At 44.9% G+C, this 21,823-nt stretch carries 21 protein-coding genes; 5 read left to right on the top strand and 16 right to left on the bottom strand.

The window, feature by feature from the left end; genetic code table 11:
- Positions 1-28: 28 nt before the first annotated feature.
- The 8 genes from NTX76_01080 to NTX76_01045 all read right to left on the bottom strand — a co-directional run bounded on the left by NTX76_01080 (position 29) and on the right by NTX76_01045 (position 6,644).
- Entirely contained in the window at positions 29-1,252 is a 1,224-nt protein-coding gene (locus NTX76_01080) for a cysteine desulfurase family protein (GenBank protein MCX7337862.1), read from the bottom strand.
- Entirely contained in the window at positions 1,249-1,737 is a 489-nt protein-coding gene (locus tag NTX76_01075) for an Rrf2 family transcriptional regulator (GenBank protein ID MCX7337861.1), read from the bottom strand. Before NTX76_01075 ends, NTX76_01080 begins: the two co-directional genes overlap by 4 nt.
- A 134-nt stretch (positions 1,738-1,871) precedes the next feature.
- Positions 1,872-3,173, bottom strand: coding sequence for a TRAM domain-containing protein (locus NTX76_01070; GenBank protein MCX7337860.1), 1,302 nt, complete (start codon positions 3,171-3,173; stop codon positions 1,872-1,874).
- On the bottom strand, positions 3,158-3,973 hold the full coding sequence (locus NTX76_01065) for a tetratricopeptide repeat protein (protein MCX7337859.1): 816 nt from the start codon (positions 3,971-3,973) through the stop codon (positions 3,158-3,160). The genes NTX76_01070 and NTX76_01065 overlap by 16 nt, the downstream gene beginning before the upstream one ends.
- A gap of 16 nt (positions 3,974-3,989) precedes the next feature.
- Positions 3,990-4,700, bottom strand: a complete 711-nt coding sequence (locus tag NTX76_01060; protein ID MCX7337858.1) for an ATP-binding cassette domain-containing protein — start codon at positions 4,698-4,700, stop codon at positions 3,990-3,992.
- On the bottom strand, positions 4,693-5,346 hold the full coding sequence (locus NTX76_01055; protein MCX7337857.1) for an amino acid ABC transporter permease: 654 nt from the start codon (positions 5,344-5,346) through the stop codon (positions 4,693-4,695). Before NTX76_01055 ends, NTX76_01060 begins: the two co-directional genes overlap by 8 nt.
- A 122-nt stretch (positions 5,347-5,468) precedes the next feature.
- A complete protein-coding gene (locus NTX76_01050; protein MCX7337856.1) occupies positions 5,469-6,227 on the bottom strand; it encodes an ABC transporter substrate-binding protein in 759 nt (252 codons plus the stop codon).
- A 72-nt stretch (positions 6,228-6,299) separates the two neighbouring features.
- Positions 6,300-6,644 carry a DUF167 domain-containing protein gene (locus NTX76_01045; GenBank protein ID MCX7337855.1) on the bottom strand — a complete coding sequence of 115 codons (345 nt, stop codon included), beginning with the start codon at positions 6,642-6,644 and terminating at the stop codon, positions 6,300-6,302.
- A gap of 106 nt (positions 6,645-6,750) precedes the next feature.
- Here NTX76_01045 and NTX76_01040 point away from each other — a divergent pair, with 106 nt between their 5' ends.
- The gene (locus NTX76_01040; GenBank protein MCX7337854.1) at positions 6,751-7,434 is read left to right on the top strand and encodes a carbonic anhydrase; all 684 of its coding nucleotides are present in this window, start codon (positions 6,751-6,753) and stop codon (positions 7,432-7,434) included.
- A 329-nt stretch (positions 7,435-7,763) separates the two neighbouring features.
- Here NTX76_01040 and NTX76_01035 read toward each other — a convergent pair whose 3' ends face one another.
- Positions 7,764-9,803, bottom strand: a complete 2,040-nt coding sequence (locus NTX76_01035; protein ID MCX7337853.1) for a VacB/RNase II family 3'-5' exoribonuclease — start codon at positions 9,801-9,803, stop codon at positions 7,764-7,766.
- Between the two features lie 752 nt (positions 9,804-10,555).
- Between NTX76_01035 and NTX76_01030 the strand changes: the two genes are divergently transcribed.
- From NTX76_01030 to NTX76_01015, 4 genes are all read left to right on the top strand, one after another.
- Entirely contained in the window at positions 10,556-12,322 is a 1,767-nt protein-coding gene (locus NTX76_01030) for a hypothetical protein (protein ID MCX7337852.1), read from the top strand.
- A gap of 750 nt (positions 12,323-13,072) precedes the next feature.
- On the top strand, positions 13,073-15,802 hold the full coding sequence (gene polA / locus NTX76_01025) for a DNA polymerase I (protein ID MCX7337851.1): 2,730 nt from the start codon (positions 13,073-13,075) through the stop codon (positions 15,800-15,802).
- A gap of 100 nt (positions 15,803-15,902) precedes the next feature.
- Positions 15,903-16,154 (top strand): AbrB/MazE/SpoVT family DNA-binding domain-containing protein, encoded by a 252-nt coding sequence (locus tag NTX76_01020; GenBank protein MCX7337850.1) that lies wholly within the window; start codon positions 15,903-15,905, stop codon positions 16,152-16,154.
- Positions 16,148-16,486 (top strand): type II toxin-antitoxin system PemK/MazF family toxin, encoded by a 339-nt coding sequence (locus NTX76_01015; protein MCX7337849.1) that lies wholly within the window; start codon positions 16,148-16,150, stop codon positions 16,484-16,486. Before NTX76_01020 ends, NTX76_01015 begins: the two co-directional genes overlap by 7 nt.
- A gap of 180 nt (positions 16,487-16,666) precedes the next feature.
- Here NTX76_01015 and NTX76_01010 read toward each other — a convergent pair whose 3' ends face one another.
- The 7 genes from NTX76_01010 to NTX76_00980 all read right to left on the bottom strand — a co-directional run bounded on the left by NTX76_01010 (position 16,667) and on the right by NTX76_00980 (position 21,480).
- Positions 16,667-17,128, bottom strand: coding sequence for a 23S rRNA (pseudouridine(1915)-N(3))-methyltransferase RlmH (locus NTX76_01010; protein ID MCX7337848.1), 462 nt, complete (start codon positions 17,126-17,128; stop codon positions 16,667-16,669).
- Positions 17,129-17,143: 15 nt separating this feature from the next.
- A complete protein-coding gene (rsfS, locus tag NTX76_01005) occupies positions 17,144-17,533 on the bottom strand; it encodes a ribosome silencing factor (GenBank protein MCX7337847.1) in 390 nt (129 codons plus the stop codon).
- A gap of 3 nt (positions 17,534-17,536) precedes the next feature.
- Complete coding sequence (mlaD, locus tag NTX76_01000) at positions 17,537-18,013, bottom strand: outer membrane lipid asymmetry maintenance protein MlaD (protein ID MCX7337846.1); 477 nt, start codon at positions 18,011-18,013, stop codon at positions 17,537-17,539.
- Positions 18,014-18,096: 83 nt separating this feature from the next.
- On the bottom strand, positions 18,097-18,564 hold the full coding sequence (locus NTX76_00995) for a ferritin-like domain-containing protein (GenBank protein MCX7337845.1): 468 nt from the start codon (positions 18,562-18,564) through the stop codon (positions 18,097-18,099).
- A gap of 74 nt (positions 18,565-18,638) precedes the next feature.
- On the bottom strand, positions 18,639-19,436 hold the full coding sequence (gene ubiE / locus NTX76_00990; protein MCX7337844.1) for a bifunctional demethylmenaquinone methyltransferase/2-methoxy-6-polyprenyl-1,4-benzoquinol methylase UbiE: 798 nt from the start codon (positions 19,434-19,436) through the stop codon (positions 18,639-18,641).
- Complete coding sequence (locus tag NTX76_00985) at positions 19,411-20,415, bottom strand: ABC transporter substrate-binding protein (protein ID MCX7337843.1); 1,005 nt, start codon at positions 20,413-20,415, stop codon at positions 19,411-19,413. Before NTX76_00985 ends, ubiE begins: the two co-directional genes overlap by 26 nt.
- Positions 20,416-20,439: 24 nt before the next feature.
- Positions 20,440-21,480 carry an ABC transporter substrate-binding protein gene (locus tag NTX76_00980; GenBank protein ID MCX7337842.1) on the bottom strand — a complete coding sequence of 347 codons (1,041 nt, stop codon included), beginning with the start codon at positions 21,478-21,480 and terminating at the stop codon, positions 20,440-20,442.
- Between the last annotated feature and the right edge of the window lie 343 nt (positions 21,481-21,823).

The following is a 21,823-nucleotide window of genomic DNA, read 5'->3' as shown; positions in this document are numbered from 1 at the left end:
ACCGGATATACTGTTGTTGGTCATGGGTTTATCCCCTTACTAATGATTTTTTATAAATACCAAGCCACGTTTCAGCAAAACGCTTTAAATCGTTTTCTTGAATTGTGGAGCCCAAACTAATACGAAGGGCACATTGATTCGATGTTTCCGGCACATTCATCGCCTGCAAAACGCGTGATTTTTTAACCTTGCCCGATGAACAGGCAGAACCCGCACTGACGGCAAACCCAGCCAAATCAAAATTCATCACCTGCGTTTCGCTTTTAACGGATGGCATCGTGATTAGGGTTGTGTTGGGCAAGCGTTCTTTGTCTTTTCCAAAAACTACCGCATCGGGACAATTCTGCGTTAACTGGTGTTCTAATTGATCCCTTAGCCGTTGCACAGGCTCCCAATCTTCGGCGATACAATCCTGAATTATTGCGCCCATAGCACAAATGCCGATGATATTTTCTGTCCCTGCCCTGTAGGTTCGCTCCTGCCCACCCCCAAGGAAAAGGGGGTTAACGGGGATAGTTGGATTAATGATCAAACAACCCACACCAGAAAGCCCCCCAATTTTGTGGGATGAAACAGAAATCATATCAAGGTCGCCCCATGGATAATCAACCCGGCCAATCGCCTGCACGGCGTCGCTATGGACATAGGCGCCCCACTTTTTGGCCAAAGTACAAACATCGCTCAAAGGCTGCATAATGCCCGTTTCGTTATTGGCCGCCATTACCGACACAAGCGTTGGTCCGTCAAAATCAGACGACAGATGTTTTTCCAAGATTTCCAAATCCAGTGTGCCATCCCCCAAGACCGGCAAAACAATTGCATCGGAACGCACATCAAAAACGGAATCATGTTCGATAGCAGAAACCAAAACTCTGCCAGGGAAATTTTTCAAGGCTAGGTTATTGGATTCTGTAGCACCACTGGTAAAAATCAGGACTTTGTTTTCCAGGCCAAGTGCCATCATAATGGTGCGCCGGACATCCTCTATTTTCCGTCGAATGGCGCGTCCATACGAATGAACCGATGACGGATTACCCAACGCATCCATTGCTACCATCGACAGAATCACGTCCTTTGCGGACTGTCGGAGAGGTGCCATAGCATTGTAATCCAAATATACCCTTCGCCTTTCAAACTCTGATCTTCGAAAATTTCGGAACCTCGCGTCCTCATGTACGTCTCTGTACACTCCGGGCGCTCGGTCCTTATTTTCAAATCCAGATTTCGAAATCCATTGGGTATGGGTGTTCATGCGTAGTCCTCGTGTGCCACCAGGGAATCCCGTCCTCTCCCTAGCATACGATTGCCGCGTACATTTTTATTTTGTAAATCATCCAACGTGACGCTTTTCAAAAAGAATTGGATCATGTCGCCCAATTCCTCCCACAAATCATGTGCCACACAACGCGCCCCATTGGGCTGACATCCGCCAGAACCGTCGGCACAGCGGGTCATTTTGATGGGTTTTTCCACAGCCACGATAATGTCATAAACACGGATATTTGACGCCGTCCGGCCCAACACATAGCCACCACCGGCTCCCCGTGCACTTTTAACCAGGCCGGCTTTGCGCAATTTCAAAAAAAGCTGCTCCATATAGGGTAAGGGTAAATTCTGGCGTTCTGACACGGCGGTTAATGACGACGGCGTACAGGATTCGTCCGCCCTGTCTTTCTCTGTTGTGGCCAAGTCAACCATTGCCATGATCGCATACTGTGCTTTAGCGCTAACTTTCAATTGTTTTTCTCAAACGAGGTATCTTAATCAAGAATGTACTCTATCCTGATAAAATGAGTCAAGTTTATTTTGTTTTCCTGAAACCATGGTAAGGATAATTCCGACTTTAATTATCGGATTAATGGTCCACCACACTAAGCTAGCAAAAATATTCCAACGACCTCTAAATGAGCAGACCAAGCGAACTGATCGATGGGCGTAATCGTTTTTAATACATACCCATTGTCGATCAGGATTTTTGCATCGCGGCAGAATGTTTGTGGGTTACAGGAAATATAAATAAGCGTCTGAACTGACAGTGATTTGATCTGTTCGATTTGTTCCAGGGCGCCGGCTCGGGGTGGATCAAGGACGATCACATCATAGGATTGCAATTCATCCGACAACAGCGGATTGTCATAAAGATTTCGATAATGCGTTGTAATCGGCCTGCCGGACAAAGCAATCGCCCCATCCAATGCAGCAAGGGCCGGTTTATCAAGCTCGAACGCATCCACAGGCGCAAGGCGGCTGAGGGGGAGGCTAAACGTTCCGCGACCCGCAAAAAGATCCGCAATTTTGCGAACACCCGTTGGGATGGCATCCATAATAATCTGCGACAGCGCCCGATCAGCATCATCCGTTGCCTGCAAAAAACCATAGGCATCAACAGCAACATCAACACCATCGAATTCGATAACGGGGTCAGCGGATAAATGCAAAACCTCGACCTTTTTGCCATGACGAAAAATAAAGCGCGCCAAATTCATGGCCTGGGCAAACTGCATCAGGACATCTTTTTGGTCGTTGGATAATTCCAAAACCCCCTGGATTTCGAGACTAAAATCAACCCCACCTTTTGTTACCGTCAAGAAAATCTTGGCCTTTTGAAAGGGGGTTAGGATGGTATCAAGCGCTTGCCGAAAGGGCGCAATCAACACCCGTAACTCCGGCGCCAGGGTATGACATTCTTGGATATCAATAATTTGGTGCGCTCGCCACCGATGAAAACCGAGATGGACTTTATCTTCTTTCTTGATCGCATCAAGGTTCGCCCGACGCCGCCGCCCAAAGGGGAGGATCACCAGATCACCCACCAAAAATGGATCAAGCCCATACTCAAGCAAGGGTTGCGTGATCAGGGATTTTTTGAAATCTTTATATGTAATTGCATCAAAATGTTGCAACGTGCACCCACCACACTGGGTAAAATGGGAACAAACCGGCTGAATGCGATTGGGGCTGGCTTCCAGAACTTGTTTCAGGACAAATTTCTTTTTACGCCTAAATTCATGGATTTCGATCGCAACTTTTTCGCCTGGTAATGCAAAGGGGACGAAAATTTCCTTTCCGTCCTGATCGCCTACTCCCTCTCCGCTGACGTTGAGCGAATAGATTTTTACTATTTCGCTTGTGACTATTTGGTTGCTAATTCTCCTGCTTACGGCTTTTTGCAATGTGCTTTTCCTTGACTGTCCTTAAGGCGTTTCAGTTGATTTTCGGTTAGTTTTTCTTTTTGTAAAATGGTAATTTGGCTGCACGCTTCTGATGCTTTGTTAAGTGCCAAATTCACCTCCAACAACCCCAAACGACAATCAATCATCAGGGAATCATCCATCTTTGTTTTGAGTGCTTCGGTGTACATGTCTTCTGCTTTTGTAAAATCACCAAGGGCCTGCAAAGCCTCAGCCAAATGGACGCGGGATTTAACGGCATAAGGGTCGCTTGGAAATTCATTCATGATCGTACCAAACGCATCAGCGGCTTTTTTGTATTCTTTGTTTTTTAATAAAGCGTTCGCCTGATCATATTGTGCCACGGCGGGTGTGCCCGTTGCAAGTTTTGGCGCCAATTCATTGGCTTTTTTTTCGGCGTCTTCTCTGATTTTATCCAATTCTGCTTTTGGTGACACCGGGGCTTGTTCCACCAGCTTAGCGGGAGCCGGCTGCTCCAGCTTCTTTTCCAAAATCTCTACACGTCCTGTTAAATTTTTCAACGCATCAACGATGGCTTCGCTGTGATCGGGTGCCGGTAACGACGTTGAGGTTTGCTCGGATAGTTGATCCTTGTTAGCCCCCTCCCCTTGCTCATGAGCCTTTTCCAAAGATGCGTTCAAATCATCAACAGCTTTTTTTAACTGTTCCTCTAGGTTCTTCACCTGCTGTTCTTTGGCGCTCAGGCTACTAGGCACCTCCGCTGCTTTTAGGGGAAGGGCAGCTAGGGTGATCAACAAAAAACAATACAAACTTTTGGTCATGATGAATTCCTTACTCTTAATTAAAGTTCGATAGAAAGGCTTTTGCCCGATCAGATAAATCTGGATTACCAGCTGCAAAAAACTTTTCCGTTTCCATATTATCCAACAATACGCCATGGTCAAAAAATAAAATGCGATCAGCGCTGGTTTGTGCCAAACGAATTTCGTGGGTGACCAAAAGAATGACCCGATCCGGGCTTTGCAATGATTTGATTGTTAAACCTACATCTTTTACCATTTCCGGATCAAGGGCTGATGTCGGCTCATCAAACAATAAAATGGGCGGATCCATCATAAGGGCGCGCGCTATGGCAACACGTTGTTTTTGCCCCCCCGATAGCTTGGCTGGATGATCATCCCTTTTTGATGCCAGGCCAAATTTGTCCAACAAGCCGATTGCCTTTTGGGTAACTGCTGCCTTTTCTTGGCCCTGACAAAGGGGTGCAAGGGTTAGATTTTCCAGAATTGTTTTATGGGGGAACAGATGAAATCCTTGGAAAACGAGGCCAATTTCGCCATGATTCAATGTCTCCAGGGGCCGCCCCTCAAAACTCATTTCGTCCACCACAGACGAATCAAGCTGGGCAATACACCGCAACAATGACGTTTTACCACTTCCAGATGGGCCAATAACGGCGGTGATGCTGCCTTTTTTTGCGTCAAAGCACACCTGGTTCAGGATTTTCAAAGCGGGAATTTGCCGGGTAAGCCCCCTGATTTTAAGCATAAGCCAATTTCTTTTCTAGTTTTTTGCCGAAATGACTGATGATCATCACCATGATGAAATAATAGAATCCAGCCACAATATAGGGTTCAAAATAAAGAAATTTCTCCATAGACATCATTTGAGCCCGCTTCATAAGGTCGGCTTCTCCGATAGTGCAAACGATGGCCGATTCTTTCAATAGATTAATCATTTCATTAACAAGAGTTGGCAGAATGGTCCGTGTCGCTTGCGGTAGAATAATTTTTAGCAACGTATGACGATAGGGGATACCAAGGACGCGGGCCACCTCCCATTGACCGGGATCCAACGATTGAATACCGCCCCGAATAATTTCCGACGTATAAGCCGCAGAATTCAGAGAGAACGCCAAAATTCCCGCCTCAAATGCCGAAATGGGATATCCCGTTAATTGCGGAGTCGCAAAAAAAATAAGGCCCAGTTGAAGCAAAAGCGGCGTCCCACGAAAGACCGATGTATAAGCCTCAGCAAATTTTTTCAAAACACAAATGGGGGATATTTTGCAGAATGCCAGAAAAATACCCAACGGCAACCCGCACACCAAAGAAAGGATGGTGAATTCCAGGGTGACAATAATCCCCGGAAGAACAAAAGCCAGAGAACTTAAAATAACATCAAAATGCAACATTAGGACACGTACCGATGAAAATGAAAATTTTGTTTTTTCCTGGAAAATCCTGGATGGCCGCGTCGGACTTCACCCTTCTCGCCATGACTTATGGTATCGTCATGGCGAGCATGGGTTTACGACTACATATTCCATTCTTTTTCGATTTTCTGCAATGTCCCATCGTCCTTCATAGATTGAAGGGCCTTGTTAACGGAATCGGTCAAGGCAGAACCCTTTGGCAACGCTATCGCATAAGGAATATCGGTTCCAGGCACATCAACAACGGCAAATTCTGGGTGTGCCTTTGCAATATCTGCACCTTCTTTTTTTCCGATAGCAATGGCTGCCAATCGACCCGACTTCAAGTCCTGGACAAGCTCAGGAACTTTCGAGAGCGACCGAACGGAAAGATTGGGCACTGTCGGCTTCCATTTTTTTTGTACCAGGACCTCGTAAGTGGAACCAGACTGCACCCCAACCAACTTACCCTCGAGCTGATCATGGGCCTTAATATCGGAACTATTTGGAACAAGCAAAACCGTGCTTGATTTATGATAGGGAGCTGTGAAATCTACTTTTTCACGGCGTTCAGACGTGTCGGAAAAACCCGATATAGCCAATTCAATGTTGCTTGTTTGAAGCGCTGCGATAAGGCTGTCAAATGGCATATCCTTAATGACAATCTCTTTATTAATCCGCTTGGCAACGGCTTTCATAAGGTCAATCTCAAATCCAACAATCTGCCCATCGCGATAGGATGCAAAAGGTGGATAATCGGCTGATGTTGCAATCACCAAGGTTTCCTTTGAGGGTTGCGCGGAAGTCGCATTCTTTGACTTGTCTTCCTTGCATCCAACAAGGCCAAGGCATACTAAAAAAGCACAGAGGAAATGTTTCATATCGATATATCTTTCTTTTGAAGTCAATAAGAATAATGGTAAAACTTTATGAGGATACTGGCAACCAAAACCTCAATAAGCACCAAGGATGTTTTTTACCTCGCCCTCGTTAACGCCCGTCAGCAAAATGGTTTTTTGCCGGCTAGCCAGTCCATTAATGATCTGAATGCAGCTTTTTGGCAATCTCCATTCTTTTGAAAGGAACCGAATCAAACACTCGTTTGCCTGGTTATCCTCTGGCGGTGCTGTGACATACGCTTTCAGAACGTAATTCCCGGCACTATCAGCCATAATTTTCCCAAGGCGATCTTTTGATGCCTTTGGGGTGACCTTTATAAAAACCTCTATTCCCTTTGCTGTTACACGAATTGGCAGGGGGTCTGTAATGGGAAAAAGACTAAGCTGTCGCTGGACCATTCTAAAAAACTTTCAAAAACAAAGAATTAAGCAGCCAATTTGCCCATTAAAAATGATACACTAGCTTATGTTGGTAAAATCTTTTTGTCGATAATTCAAGTGAAAAATGCCAAATGAAATTAATGATCTAATCCTGGGGTGCAACCAATTCCATCAAAAATATTTTTGCGATGGAGATGTTGTCTTTCGGGAACTTATTAAAAACGGTCAACATCCAAAAACGTTGGTTGTTTCCTGTTCTGATTCCAGGGTCGATCCTGCCATTCTCATGAATTGTAAACCAGGGGATTTATTTGTCATTCGAAACGTGGCCAATTTAATTCCACCTTTTGAAAATGACAACACACATCACGGGACAAGCGCCGCTTTAGAATTTGGGATTTGTAGTTTGGGAATTCGTCATGTGATTGTGCTGGGGCACAGCCAATGCGGCGGCATACAGTCCTTGTTTGCGGATCCAAAACCCAACAAAGAAAATAGTTTTTTATCCAAATGGATGGAATTAGTTCACCCAATTTATGATTCGGTGATGCACGATTATGCAACAGATTGCATCGATATTAAGACAGAGGCATGCAGCCATCGTGCGTTAATTCATTCTCTGAAAAACCTGGAAACCTTTCCCTGGATTCAAGAAAGGATTGCAACCGGTCGTTTATTCCTACATGCATGGTATTTCGAATTGTCCAAGGGGAAATTTCTGGCTTTCAACAAAGATAAGCATTGCTTTGAAGAACTGTTTCCGGAAAAAACAAAACCATTCTCCGTATCATATACCCAAGATGAATGAAAATGTTGAAATTTTATGACAGATAGTTTTTTCAGAAACAAGGTGAAAAAGACGAGCATAGCCATTCTATGTAAGGATTTTTTTGTCGACATTTATGGCCAAATTATAAACCAAGGGGATAGCCAACATAAAAATCAACATTTCCGTTTAGATTGGGTATAGGTCCAGTCCGAAGTAACAATCCCCAAAAAACCTCATGTTTTCCTAGGTAATCCTGGGTTGCTTTGCTGAGCTTCGCCCTCCGCGCAATGACGTACGGCACGGCGAGCCGACGAAGGCGACGTGGCCATCCAGGAAACTCACCAATAATTTGTGAAAACGGTATTACGCTAGGCTCTGCTGGACCTCGACAATTTTGCAGACCCTTTCTTTGGCTTATAGGAAATACGACCAACCCTTTTTTCATCCACAATGGAAAAAGCAATAGAACACGTGATAGGATCTGCCATTTCCAAAAGCACCGTGACAGAATCGCCCAGCTGATAAGTGGTGCGTGTTCGCTGGCCAATATACCGATGCCCAATCGCATCAAAAACGTAATAATCATCCGGCAAACGACTTTTGGGGACAAACCCTTGGGCCCCACTTTGATCCAGAGCAACAAAAAGACCGGCCCCCGAAACGCCAACGATGGCCCCGGTGAATGTGGTCCCCAGCTGTGATTCCAAATATCCGGCCATAAAGCGATCCATGACTTCGCGTTCCGCCATTGATGCGGTGCGTTCCGTGGATGAAATGTGATCGCCAATTTCCTGCAATATTTCAATCGCCACCGGTTCCGCATGTTTTTCATCCCCAAGGGCCAAAGCGGCAATCAATGATCGATGAACAACAAGGTCAGCGTATCGCCGAATTGGGGACGTGAAATGACAATAATGCGCCAAGCTTAACCCGAAATGTCCAATATTGGTTGGGGCATATTTCGCTTGCGACTGACACCTTAGGACCAAATCATTGATCAATCGTGAATGGGGTAGGCCTTTTGTTTTTGACAAAATGTCATTGAAATGATCAGGTAGAAACGTTTTAATATTCGGAATGGATATTTTCAGGGACTTTAATACCGTCTTCAAATTTTCGGTCCGCACGGTATCAGGTGCATCATGAATACGAAACAAGGTCGGCCATTTTTTAACCAGCAACGTTTTAGCGGCCGAAATATTGGCTGCAATCATCATTTCTTCGATCAGCTGATGGCTTTCTAACGGAGCCCGCAACGTTACGGCCTTGACGGCCCCAAGCTCATTAAATTGAACTTGGTGTTCTGGCATATTTAAATCCAGAGTACATCGCTTTGTTCGGGCCTTTAAAAATGACTGATACGCACCATATAGTGGCTTTAAAATCTCATCCCATAATGGACCGGTGACAGCATCGAATTCTCCGCCACTTTTTGCCACATCAATCGCATGCTGAACCTGATTATACGTCAAACGCGCCCTGGATCGCATTAACCCTCGTTTAAAATGATGGGACTTTATCTTTCCCTGGGCATTAATCAGCATTTCAACGGCTAAACAAGCCCGATCCTCGTCAGGTCTCAGTGAACAAAGATCATTCGATAATGCCTCCGGTAACATTGGGATAACACGATCGGGAAAATAAACCGAATTACCACGTTCGTATGCTTCGCGATCCAAAGAATCCTCTGGGTGGACATAATGGCTGACATCGGCAATCGCCACAATCAGGCGCCAGCCCCCTTCGTTCCGGGGATCAAGATCAGGCGCCGCCCAGACAGCATCATCGAAATCGCGCGCATCCTCACCATCAATCGTGACAAGGGGGATCTGACGAAAATCCGTTCGATCACCCAATGGCGGGACCTTTCCGGACGCCGCCAATTGCACGGATGAATTCGAAAACGAATGGGGAAGCTGATAGGCATGAACTGCCATAAGGCTGTACACCTTAGGGTCATGAATGGATCCCAAAACACGATCCACATGCAGCTTTTTCCCATCATCCAAATGGTACAAAACAATGCTGTCATCGGCCAATGTGTCAGAAATTTCTTTGTCACATCGTATGGTTGGAAAGGAATCCTTGCGGTGGCAGGGCGATAACATGCCGGCACTTCCGCGCCGTTCGAACAGGCCCATACGAACCGAAGACGCCGTCATCATTCCGCGTTTCGTTCGACCATTTTGGGCGTTTTTTGCATCGGCGCGCGGGTCCACGCGTCTTGCCATCTTTTCGCCGTACCCTTCGGATTTGAGTTCTGCCAGAACCCATTTCAGGTCGATACGCCGCGCCCCCTTGATCCCAAGGGCCTTACAAATATCCCGTTTGGTCAAAAGGTGATGGTTTTTTTCAAGAAGCGCAACAACTGTTGCCTTTAATTCAGGATGTCTAGTTTCATGTGTCATGGCGGCAGTTTACCATAAGAAATGCTTTGGTTGGAAAATAATTCGATGCTTATAAAATTTACTGGAACAGGTAAGGCCCGCAAAAATTTTTATAATGATCAACCGTATGTATGTATAGTGTGTTTTTTCGGGATTCACAACAATTCGGACGGCACCACGATTTGCATTCCCCCTATTGTCCGATTTTAATATGGCACCTATGCCAGATGGAGAAAAATTTTCTCAAAAAATGGGGGGCTATCAAGGTGCTGATGGTCTTTTGATGATTTCTTTATTGCTGCTAGTGTAGGCAGAAGATTGACCGTATATGTTCCAATACGTTTATTATAAAAGGATATGTCTTAGTTTTTTATTATTTCCGTATTTGTGCATACTACATTTTTTTGTGTGCCCTTCATTGGGAATAAATTGATTCCCAATGAAGGATTCCAAAGCATAGTATAAAAAACGACAGAGTTTTAAGGACAGGGATGATTTTTTATTCATTGCATAGACTCTTCGCGTTATCATGGTTATTTGTAATATAAAGCATGTTTTGATTGAACAAGACCATCGAGGAATCAAAAGGATTGCGCCAGAACCGGGAATCGACCCATCATCCGTTCTCCTGCCCGATTTTCACTTATTTTCCCAAGACAGACCGATTGATATTTGGATAGCATCCGACTGAGCCAATATTCGTTGCATCAAAAAAATAGTTGCATTTCATTGTTGAGTGATTTATATCATATATTCTTTCAAAGGAGATTTTTATGAATAAATTTTGTGTTCTTGTTATTAATATTGCTTTTACCTGTGGGGTCTGGGCAGCCGGTGATTTTCAACAAGATGTGCGCAGCATTCCACGGGTGTCGGTGCGGGAAGTAGATGAATGGAAACCAAAAGACGCCTCAGACGCCTTTCATAAAATTTATGATACGTTGACGGCGAAGGCCCCTTCTGACTTACCCAGTGCTCAAGATGATTTTATACGGGGTTATTTTTCTTCATGTTTTCAATGGCTGCATGAAAAAAAAGGCACTTTGCCGGAAAAAGTTGATAACGCACAGTTTCAGAAAATTTTGGACCCTTTGGGGCCGACCCCTTTGGAGCCGGAACGGCGCCCCCCGTTGACAGTACTGACGTTGTCGAGTGTTCTGTCCGCTCTTTCTTTTGAGGTTGACGAAAAAAAGGGGAACTCAGATTTACAGAATTCTTTTGCCAGACTTGTGACGGGGAGGGGTGCCTTTGAAGTTGCGAAAAGTTCTTCGATCGAGGATAGAAATAAATTAATGGGAACGATTTATCAGCATTATTATACACGTCCTGATTATGGAAGAACCTCTTCAAGCTCGAGTTCTATGTCGTATTCGGACACGCTTAACAAATTGTTTCCTGAAATAATGGGAGAATGTAAAAATAAAAAGCAGGCCCTTTATACGTTTACCATTGCAGCCCTTGCCGTTTGGAGAAACACAGATGCTTGGAATCAAAGTGAGGGAAAAACGGCGGGAGAGCAGATGATATCTTGGCTAAAAAAAAATCCAAATCTCAATGAAAAGGAATTTTCACAAGCTTTAATAAGTGTATGTAAGTCCTTAGACGATATTGCACAGTCTGCTTCTCGATATTTTGGTGCTAATGAAAAAGATTTTAGAGCTGAATTAAGAGAGATCAATCAAAAACACGAATTTTTTGTTGATAGGGTAGCCCAAGCGTTCGTAAAAAATAGTGACCAGCAGATTTTTTCTGATTTTCTCAATAAAAAAGTAGATTTGGTAACGAATCGCGCTCTTTCTCAAGTTGGTAATCCCGCTTCGGCTAGGCAACCCTTATTGAAGGCGCTCATTGCTCTTTCCTCTAGGGATCGTATTCTTGATAAAGATACATGGGTGAAATATGTTCAAAATAACTATCAACAATTCTCAATCGCAGCTGAAGAAATTTGGAATACTGTTGAAATGAATTCTGTGTATTGCCCCTATTTTTCAGATTTATCCAAATTAGTTAGTAACCTTTATAAAATTAAATCTGTTCCGATAAAAAGGTCTGAGCAGAGAGACGCAGAAGTTTTAAGTTATTTAAAACAGGAACAGCGACGGGAAGAAGCAGCAGAGAGGGGCAGAGCCGAACAGGAAGAACGTCGTCGCAAAGATGAGGCTGCATCATTAGTTGGGGATCTTAGTCATAATCCACTTCTTGATTTTGAAAGGTGGCAAAATCTACAAACAGATGTTCCTTATGGTGTGGAATATAACTTCAATATTAAATATAAAGACTCTAGACAAATAATAGCGCGTATGTGGGGTAAACAAGAGAAATTACGCCTGTTTATTGAGCACCTTGAATCTAATGGAGCTCCGACAGAAGTGATAAAACTAGCAACCATTGTTATCGGATCGAAAGAAAGAGTTGCTGTTTCTTCCGATATATATAGAAAAAAACTTTCTAAGTTTTTACACCCTGATAAATATTTAAGTGATGATGAATGGAAATATTTTAAGGAAGTAGTATTCATAAATATAGTGAATCCCAGATAAAAATTCGTTTATTTTGTTAGGTGGGATGGAAAAATCCACTCGTCTTCAGGTGAATACTTTAGTGTATTGTTAATAACATGGATTGCCGCGTCGAACTTCGCCCTCCTCGCAATGACGAAAGTGACGAAAGTCCGTCATCGCGAGCGACTGAAAGGAGCGTGGCGATCCAAAAAATTACGTTTACGCTTTTAATCCGCCTTCTAGACGTTTTTCGGTTCTGTCGCAATTTTTATAGATATCCGGCAAAGTCAATAGACAACAGGATAGATTTCTGGATAGTCCCATCGGGCTTCGCCCTCCTCGCCATGACGTCATGGCGAACGAACGAAGTGAAGTGTGGCCATCCAGAAATCTATCTCTCTATTGATCACGTAGAAAAACACTATAGATATCCGGTAAAACCATCTGAGGAGCTTATAAGGGGGGTGTCACTTTCCAAAGGACGCTATTTTGAAAGCGATTCAATGGCGATCATATACAGCTTAAAATGAGGCACATATTAGCGAATAAGGAATTTTGCACTCTGTCCTGGATATCAACGAAAAAATGCAAACCAACCGCAGTCACGCTTGCATTTTAAATCTTAAGATAGTAACTATCTGAACTAAAGACAGAGCAATTATTATGGTGCGGGATATTGATAACCCTGTCAATGCGCTCTGTCGTGCGGACACCCAATCTTTTCCCTTCCCACTTTTTGGGGGATAGGATAAGTTTGGGCATGTTGACGACTACAAGGCATCCCCATTCATGAACGCCCACCTCCCTAAGCTTTACTTAATTGATGGATCTGGTTTTATTTTCCGGGCGTTTCATGCGCTCCCCCCCCTAAAGCGATCCGATGGCGTCCCCGTTGGGGCCGTATATGGATTTTGCACGATGCTGGTGCGATTACTGGAACAGCTGGATCATGGAAAGATTGCGGTTGTTTTTGATGCGGGCCGCCAAACGTTCCGTCATGATATCTATCCACAATATAAAGCCAACCGCCTTGAAACCCCGGTGGATCTGATCCCCCAATTCCCCTTGATTCGCGAAGCCTGCCGCGCGTTTGCGATTCCATCGGTGGAGCAGGCTGGATACGAGGCTGACGATTTATTGGCAAGCTACGCCCTGACTGCGACAAATGATGGATATCAGGTTATCATTGTGTCATCGGATAAGGATCTGATGCAGTTGGTCAATGATCATGTAACCTTGCTGGATCCCATCAAAAACAAAGTCATCGACCGTGATGGTGTTTTTGAAAAATTCGGTGTCTATCCCGACCACGTTATTGATGTGCAGGCATTGGCCGGCGATTCAACCGACAATGTTCCGGGTGTGCCGGGTATCGGTATTAAAACGGCCGCAGAATTGATCAATCAGTTCGGTGATTTGGATACATTGTTGGCCCATGCGAATACAATCAAACAACCAAAGCGGCGGCAGTCCTTGATTGACAACGCCGATGCAGCCAGAATTTCACGCCAATTGGTGACACTGAAACAGGACACGCCGCTTCCGCTGCCGATTGATGATTTGACTCCGCAGACATTGGATTCTGCTGCCAGGGATTCTTTTTTACGCGCCCAGGGATTCAACAGCCTTGTGGGGCGCCTTGGTCAAAAATCGGGCCAAAAAATGGATCAAAAAATAGCCCCGGCTGAAATGCCATCCTGTTACAAGACAGTGACCACCCGCGAGGAACTGCACCAATGGATCAACGATACTTATAAAGCAGGCATCGTCGCTGTTGACACAGAAACAACATCGTTAAACGCGATGCAGGCGCAGCTGGTGGGGATTTCATTGGCGATTGATGGGGTTGGAGCATGTTATATTCCGCTGGCACACCAATCTGATCAGGCGCAGCTTCCGCTGGGGGAAACCTTGAATCTCCTGCAACCGTTATTCCTTGATCCCGGCATTTTAAAGGTGGGTCATAATCTGAAATATGATCTGACAGTCCTTGAAAAATATGGGGTCACGATAACCCCCTGGGCCGATACGATGCTTTTGTCGTATTGTTTGGATGCGGGAAAAAATGGACATGGCCTGGATGAACTAGCGCTTCGGCACCTGAATCACAATACGGTCAAATTTGCTGATGTTGCGGGCACGGGCAAAAATCAAAAAACATTTGACCATGTCCCCATTGACCAAGCCACGTTTTATGCGGCGGAGGATGCGGACGTGACCCTGCGTTTGTATCATTTATTGCAATTGCGTGTGCAGCAGGAAAAGAAAAACACCCTGTATGAACGGATAGAACGCCCCATTATTCCCGTCATTGTTGATATGGAAGTGGCCGGAATAAAGGTTGATCCTGTCGCGCTGAACAAATGTGGGGACGATTTTACAACGCGGGCGTTTGCTTTGGAGGAGGAAATTCATCAATTGGCAGGGCGGACATTTAACGTTGCATCCCCAAAACAATTGGGGGAGATTTTGTTTGATGAAATGTCATTGGGCGCGTCAGGCCCAGCGCCAAAGAAAACGAAAACAGGCGCCTATATAACGGATGTTGATGTTTTGGAAAAGCTCAGCCAGCAGGGGCATGATTTACCTGCCCGTGTGCTGGAGTGGCGCAGCTTGGCCAAATTAAAATCGACTTATGTTGAGGGGCTGATTAATGCGATTAACCCTGAAACAGGCCGGGTTCATACATCTTTTTCCTTGGTTGGAACCACAACGGGACGTCTGGCATCATCCGATCCCAACCTTCAAAACATTCCTGTTCGAAGCGAAGATGGCCGCAAAATTCGTCAAGCATTCATAGCCGACAAAGGATGTAAGTTGGTTTCATTGGATTATTCACAAATTGAATTGCGCCTGCTGGCCCATGTAGCACAGGTTGATCCCCTGATTCATGCCTTTCGCGAGGGGCACGATATCCACAAAGTCACCGCATCGCAGATTTTTGGAATTCCGCTGGATGCTGTAACGACAGAATACCGTCGCCGGGCAAAAACGATTAATTTTGGGATTATCTATGGCATTAGCGCCTTTGGGCTGGCCCAACAATTGGGTATTCCGAATTTTGAGGCAGGCGCAATTATCAAGGCTTATTTTAAACAATATCCTGGCATAGAAACCTATATGGAACGATACAAAGCCATCGCCCGGGAAAAAGGGTATGTCGAGACACTGTGGGGGCGGCGGTGTTATACCCCAGGGATTAACGACAACAATCCGGTATCCCGCCAATTTGCCGAACGCCAGGCGATTAATGCTCCGCTTCAGGGCAGCGATGCCGATATTGTGAAAATGGCGATGCGCAAGGTTCATCGTTTCTTACAGAGGGATAAAACCTATGCGGCGGCACCGAAGACACGTTTAATCCTGCAGATTCATGATGAATTGCTTTTCGAGGTGCCAGAGGGCGAGGTGCAAACCACGATCCCCCTGATTAAAGGGATCATGGAAACTGTTGCGCAATTATCTGTTCCATTGGTCGTCGGTGTTGGAGTGGGCAATGATTGGGATGAAGCGCATTAGGAGCAGGGTGATGTTAATTACAAGATTGGATAAACTCTTGAAAAACTCGTTGAATGTGATTGCAATGTAACCACGGATAACAGCAAAAGGAATTTATCTGATGCGATTAGAAATTGTAGCAATTGGTAATTCTCGGGGAGTTCGCCTTCCTAAATCATTATTGGATCAGTGTGGTTTGTACAATGCGGTGGAGGCAGAGGTTAGAGGAAAAGAACTCGTCTTAAAAAAAATTGATCATCCACGCGATGGTTGGGCAAGGGCATTTAGCGCAGAAACGCATGGCTTAACCCCTGGTGATCAAGGCTGGCTGGATGCGCCCTCTGAATGGACGGAAGAGGAGTGGCAATGGTAACCCCGCATCAAAAGCCCTGTCGTTTTGATGTATTTTTGGTCAATCTCGACCCAACGCAAGGCGCGGGAATTTGCAAAACACGCCCATGTGTGATTATCTCTCCTGATGAGATGAACCATACATTGGCAACGGTGATTGTGGCCCCAATGACCACGACAATTCGTTCTTATCCAACACGTGTTTCGTTACTGTTTTCTGACAAAAAGGGGCAAATTTCCCTCGATCAAATGCGAACTCTTGATCAAAATCGACTTGTAAAGAAATTGGGAGTGATTCCAAATGCCCAGAAAAAAAAGATTTTTCAAATCTTACATCATATGTTTTCGGAATAAACATAACCCCCAGTTCGATGTAATGCCATTTTCACAAATGATTAGTGAATTTCCTGGATGGCCCCACGCCGCCTTTGTCGGCTCGCCATGCCATACGTCATTGTGCGAAGAGCGCAGCCCGCGACAAAGCAATCCAGAAATCATCCCGGACTCATGAAGATTTATTGAGGATAATATAAGTTATCCTTGGCGATGATAGGGGTGATTACTTTTGATTTGCTGACATCGATAAAGTTGCTCGACCAGCAGTGCTCTGACAAGCATATGCGGCCAGGTCATTCGCCCCAGGCATAATTGGCGCTGACTTCGTTTTCTGACAGGGTCGCTCAGCCCATCGGCGCCACCAATAATAAACAGGCAATTCTTAACCCTTAGGGAAAGGTCATCTTCAAGGACGTGATAAAATTCATCCGTTGATAGATGATCCCCTTTTTCATCAAGGATAATTACATAATCCTGCGGGTCGATAACCTTGAGGATTAGGTCACCCTCCTCGTTTTTGGAGCCCCCTTTTGCTGCTGTCTTTTTCGGATGAATCTCCTTAACAAGCAAGGGCACCATTAACCTTTTGTAATAGTGATCAAAGAGAGTTTTCTCGGGGCCATCCTTTAGGTGACCAACAGCAATCAGCGTCCATTTCATAGGCGGATGCTAGCCTTATAGGGTGATAGAAAAATCATCCGTGTCTTCTTGGTATTCGGTGGATGAAAGCGATCCAATGCCCCACATTTTTTCTAGATTGTAAAAGGCACGTGATTCTGGTTTAAAGACATGAACGACAACGTCGCCGCCATCAATTAAAACCCAATCGCCCTGGGTTAATCCCTCAACAGAAATAGGCTCGCACCCTTTTTGTTTTAAGCCATACGTTACGTAGTCGGCCAAGGCGACGGATTGCCGGCCCGACATAGCTGTAGCAATAATCATGTAATCAAAAAGCGTCCCTTTATTGCGCAAATCGAGTGTAACAATATTTTCAGCTTTTTTTTCGTCTAAAGCAGTGCAAATTAATTGCACCAATTCGGTGGACTGTATTTGATTATCCAATTTTTATTTGGCTCCTTCGTTTTTAGATGTATCTTGTTTCGATGTGTTTCCGCTAAACAGGAATTTACTAATAAGTGATTCCAGGTTAACAGATGATTGTGTATAGGGTATCATTCCATTTTCTGGAATCATTTCTGTGCCACCGCCGGGCACCAGGGCAACATATTTTCCACCCATCAAACTTTCGCTGACAATTTCGGCGGAACTGTCCCCGGGCAAATTAAGCCCGCGTTTGATCTGTAATCCCACTTTGGCTTGATAGGTTTGTGGATCAATTTCCATATCATGTACTGTCCCGACCTTGACGCCGCTGATCTTGACATCGCTTCCAATGTTCAATCCGTCAATGCGATCAAATCGAGCCGTAACAATGTATCCAGTGGACGACACCCCCTGTGATGAGTACACAAAATATAAAAAGGACCCCGCTATCAACAGAACAATTGCCCCCATAACTGACTCAACTAAATTATTCCTCATTCGCTTTTCCCAATATTTTACTCTGACAAAAAACCTTAGCTATTTTGTGTACACTAAGATATAGACCAAATGACACATAAAAACTACTCTAAAAAACTTCTTAACAGCCATGCTGTTTGGCCATGAGCCCGCATTCGGGCCAGCATCAGTTCGGAACTTACGGGATCGTTAACGGATTGTGCCAGTTCTTGCACCTCGTGGCTCCGTCGGATGACCATTTCATTATCCAAAACAAGGCTTCGAATCATGTCCGTTGATTCGCTGATATGAGGATCCTCCTTAATCGCAGTAATCCTCACCATTTCAGAATAGCTTCCAGGACACGGCTGACCAATGGATCGTATTCGCATCGCCACCTGGTCAATTGCGATTGAGAGTTCCTGATGACACTGCCCCAGTAAATCATAAAGACCGTGAAACGAATGCCCGACCACATTCCAACGATATCCCTGTGTTTTAATCAGCAAAAAATACTTATCTGCCAAAATACCATTCAGAGAGTCAGCAATAAGTTTGCGGTCTTTTCTTTGCAAGCCAATATCAATCAGCATAATTTCACCCTATTTTAAAACATCCTTAATACCACAATAGATCAAAAAGGTTAAAACTAAGTTAACGATTACGCTTATACTGCCCCGGAATGCACAGAAACAACACCGTTCAACCAATTTTCGTATTTTACGCCGTTAAATCCTGCCGCTTTCATCATTTTTACAAGTGTTTCTTGGTCTGGAAATGTTCGAATACTTTCAGCCAAGTATTGATATGCATCCTTATTCTGTGCTATATGGTGCCCCAGAAAGGGCAAGGCCGAAAATGAATACCAATCATACAACTTCGCCGGTAAGGGTGCCGTCACGTGGCTAAATTCCAAACAAAAAAACTGCCCACCGGGCTTTAGAACGCGAACCGCCTCGGCCAAAGCGCTTTCCTTGTTGGTCACATTCCGAAGGCCAAAGGCAATCGTATACAAATCAACCGATTGGTCGGGAATGGGTAAATTTTCGGCATCCCCGCAGCACCACGTCAGATTACGAAGTAACCCGTTATTGATTGCGCGATCCCGCCCAACGGTAAGCATGGGGTGTGTTAAATCACAAACGCATACCGACAGATTCAAATGAGGGTACCGCTGTTGCAGGCCAATCGCAATATCCCCGGTTCCGCCAGCCACATCAAGAATGGAATCCCCTGATCGTACGGGCAGCTGGCTGATGAAATTCTTTTTCCACAGCCGATGTGTGCCCATGCTCATCAGGTCATTCATCAAATCATAGTCCGATGCGACGTCAGCAAAAAGATCTTTAACCTTTTGACTTTTGTCGGCAAGGGGGATTTTTGAAAATCCAAAATCAGTAAATTTTTGGTTGGTCACAAAGAAATCCCTAATCCCCAATTCATTCTGCTGAACCCAATAATGCATCAACGTTTTGCAGTCCTAATTTTCGCGCAACCTCAAAATTAAATTTAAAATCAACCTTTTCTGGACCCTCGACAGGCAGATCTTTTGGTTGTGCCCCACCCTTTAAAATCTTAACAAGCATCTTGCCTGTTTGTCGTCCCAGCTGATATTGATCTGGTCCCAATGCAGCCAACGCCCCCTTGCCCAAACAATCGACATCGCTGACAAACACGGGGATTTCATGATCTTGTCCGACCTTAACAATGGAATCAAAGGCTGCCAAGGCCGTGTTGTCATTATTAACAAAAATTGCGTCGACTTTTCCGACCAAGCTTTGGGCGGCGGCGACAACCTCGCTTGTTTTACTGGCCGTTACGGGCACGATTTCCAAATTCATCGTTTTGGCGATTTCTTTCATTCGACCCAACAAGATAACAGAATTATCGTCGCCTGGATTATAAATAACGCCAAGGCGCTTTAATGTTGCCAAAACTTTTCTGAACAAGGCAAAATGTTGACCAGCCTCGACATAATTCGAAACGCCAGTGATATTCCCTTCTGGCTTTTCTGGGTGCAACACAATTTTTGCCCCAACGGGATCCGTCACCGATGAAAATATAACGGGTGTGCCTGGATTTGTTTGGGTTGCCTGTGCTGCAACTTGGGCCGGAATGGTTCCAATGGCAACAATCACGTTAACCTTTTGCCCCAGGAACTTTTGAACAATCTGCGATGCAAGCCCCAGGTTAACCTGGGCCGATTCATACAGCAAATTCATTGTTTTGCCGGGAATATATCCCGAATCTTTTAGCTCATCCACAATTCCCTGGCGGGTGGAATCCAATGCGGGGTGTTCGACAACCTGGATAATGCCAACACTTGGCATCGATTGAGCAGTCTTCGCGCCTGTTTGGGGTTGACTGGATGTGAACCATCGCCCCCCAAGGACAGCCATGATCACGACAATCGCGACTGTTAACTTTTTTGAAAATGGGGTCATTTTGATTCTTTCTTTAATTTAATCTTACTGAACGATTCTGGTGGCTTTTTTAATCATGTCATCAGGGATAATCAACCCGATGTCGTGCGCAACTTTTAAATTGAGCACGAAGGTTGTATGTCGTGCCCGCTCTGGGGGAAGTTTTTCCAACCGCGTTCCTGTGATCAGGGCCACGACCATTTCCCCTGTTTGTTTTCCTATTTCGTATTGATCCGGCGCAATTGCAGCCAAACATCCCCGCTCCACAGATTCTGGATCCGATGCGAATACGGGCACTTTGTGTTCCTTGGTTACCTTAAGGACCGATTCTAATGCCGATATAACTGTGTTATCGTTCGGCAAATAAATGGCATCAACCCGGCCAATCAATGATTGTGTTGCGGCGACAACTTCGGTTGTAGTCGATGCCGTTGCTTTGACGATCGTGATATCACGTTGTTTCAAACAGTCCGTCATCAGGGTGACCAGGCTGACAGAATTCGCCTCCCCTGGATTAAAGATAATTCCAATCGACAGTGGGCGCGCCTGCTTGGGGAGCAATTCCTGCATCAGTCTGGCCTGCTCCTCAACCGGGGCCATGTCATATACACCCGTAATGCCATCCCCGCTTGATTGAATGGTGGGTATCAACTTGGCTGCAATGGGATCAGAAACGGCTGCAAAAATAACCGGAATTGTTCTGTCTTTCCCCTGCCCCCTTGTTGCTGCATAAGCGCTTTGGGTTGATGGAGTTGTGATGGGAACGATAACCCTTGGGGATAAACTAACAAATTTCTGCGCAATCTGAGAGGCCGTCGCTATACTTCCCTGGGCATTTTGAAAGATGATTTCGAGGTTCGGGATGGCGCCTTTTTCAAGCGCATCCATAAGGCCGCGCCGGATTGTATCCAAAGATGGATGAGGGGCAATCTGGGTGATGGCCACGATCGTTTTGTTTGATTGCTCTGTTTTGTTAGCAAGCGATCCGTTCTCGGAAACAAAAGCGGATGTCAGGCGAATAACCCCCATGCATAAAATAATGACTATAGCAACAAGGAGGTTTTTTTTCGTAATTTGAAACTTCATGGTAATTTTCTTTCATCTTCATAAACAAACATTGTCCCCACACGGAGGCGCTAAACGGACATCAACTATGCGTGATGCCACCGCCAATGTCGTAATGAGATGTATGAAACCATGAGTGTGTCTTTCCTAATGTTTAGACTTTCAGTATAACGTTATTTTGTTGCTAAACAAGAAGAAAATCCTGGGTCAGGCTTGTTACTCACAGGGCCATGGCCTAGAAATCAAATCTATGCTATAAAGAGTTTTTCAACCACGAAAGGAATTCTTTATGCTTATCGATATTTTAAAAGACATTGAAGACCCACGTAGTTTTCACGGAAAAGAATACAAGCTTCACCACATT

It is taken from the genome of Alphaproteobacteria bacterium, assembly GCA_026400645.1.
Lineage (GTDB): Bacteria > Pseudomonadota > Alphaproteobacteria > Paracaedibacterales > CAIULA01 > JAPLOP01.
This window is presented reverse-complemented; position numbering and strand designations above follow the sequence as displayed.

Bases quoted from the DNA above. Each gene is read 5' to 3' on its own strand.
- NTX76_01080 (MCX7337862.1), bottom strand. From the start codon at position 1,252: ATGAACACCCATACCCAATGGATTTCGAAATCTGGATTTGAAAATAAG.
- NTX76_01065 (MCX7337859.1), bottom strand. From the start codon at position 3,973: ATGACCAAAAGTTTGTATTGTTTTTTGTTGATCACCCTAGCTGCCCTT.
- NTX76_01060 (MCX7337858.1), bottom strand. From the start codon at position 4,700: ATGCTTAAAATCAGGGGGCTTACCCGGCAAATTCCCGCTTTGAAAATC.
- NTX76_01055 (MCX7337857.1), bottom strand. From the start codon at position 5,346: ATGTTGCATTTTGATGTTATTTTAAGTTCTCTGGCTTTTGTTCTTCCG.
- NTX76_01050 (MCX7337856.1), bottom strand. From the start codon at position 6,227: ATGAAACATTTCCTCTGTGCTTTTTTAGTATGCCTTGGCCTTGTTGGA.
- NTX76_01045 (MCX7337855.1), bottom strand. From the start codon at position 6,644: ATGGTCCAGCGACAGCTTAGTCTTTTTCCCATTACAGACCCCCTGCCA.
- NTX76_01040 (MCX7337854.1), top strand. From the start codon at position 6,751: ATGCCAAATGAAATTAATGATCTAATCCTGGGGTGCAACCAATTCCAT.
- NTX76_01035 (MCX7337853.1), bottom strand. From the start codon at position 9,803: ATGACACATGAAACTAGACATCCTGAATTAAAGGCAACAGTTGTTGCG.
- NTX76_01030 (MCX7337852.1), top strand. From the start codon at position 10,556: ATGAATAAATTTTGTGTTCTTGTTATTAATATTGCTTTTACCTGTGGG.
- polA (MCX7337851.1), top strand. From the start codon at position 13,073: ATGAACGCCCACCTCCCTAAGCTTTACTTAATTGATGGATCTGGTTTT.
- NTX76_01020 (MCX7337850.1), top strand. From the start codon at position 15,903: ATGCGATTAGAAATTGTAGCAATTGGTAATTCTCGGGGAGTTCGCCTT.
- NTX76_01015 (MCX7337849.1), top strand. From the start codon at position 16,148: ATGGTAACCCCGCATCAAAAGCCCTGTCGTTTTGATGTATTTTTGGTC.
- NTX76_01010 (MCX7337848.1), bottom strand. From the start codon at position 17,128: ATGAAATGGACGCTGATTGCTGTTGGTCACCTAAAGGATGGCCCCGAG.
- mlaD (MCX7337846.1), bottom strand. From the start codon at position 18,013: ATGAGGAATAATTTAGTTGAGTCAGTTATGGGGGCAATTGTTCTGTTG.
- NTX76_00995 (MCX7337845.1), bottom strand. From the start codon at position 18,564: ATGCTGATTGATATTGGCTTGCAAAGAAAAGACCGCAAACTTATTGCT.
- ubiE (MCX7337844.1), bottom strand. From the start codon at position 19,436: ATGCATTATTGGGTTCAGCAGAATGAATTGGGGATTAGGGATTTCTTT.
- NTX76_00985 (MCX7337843.1), bottom strand. From the start codon at position 20,415: ATGACCCCATTTTCAAAAAAGTTAACAGTCGCGATTGTCGTGATCATG.
- NTX76_00980 (MCX7337842.1), bottom strand. From the start codon at position 21,480: ATGAAGTTTCAAATTACGAAAAAAAACCTCCTTGTTGCTATAGTCATT.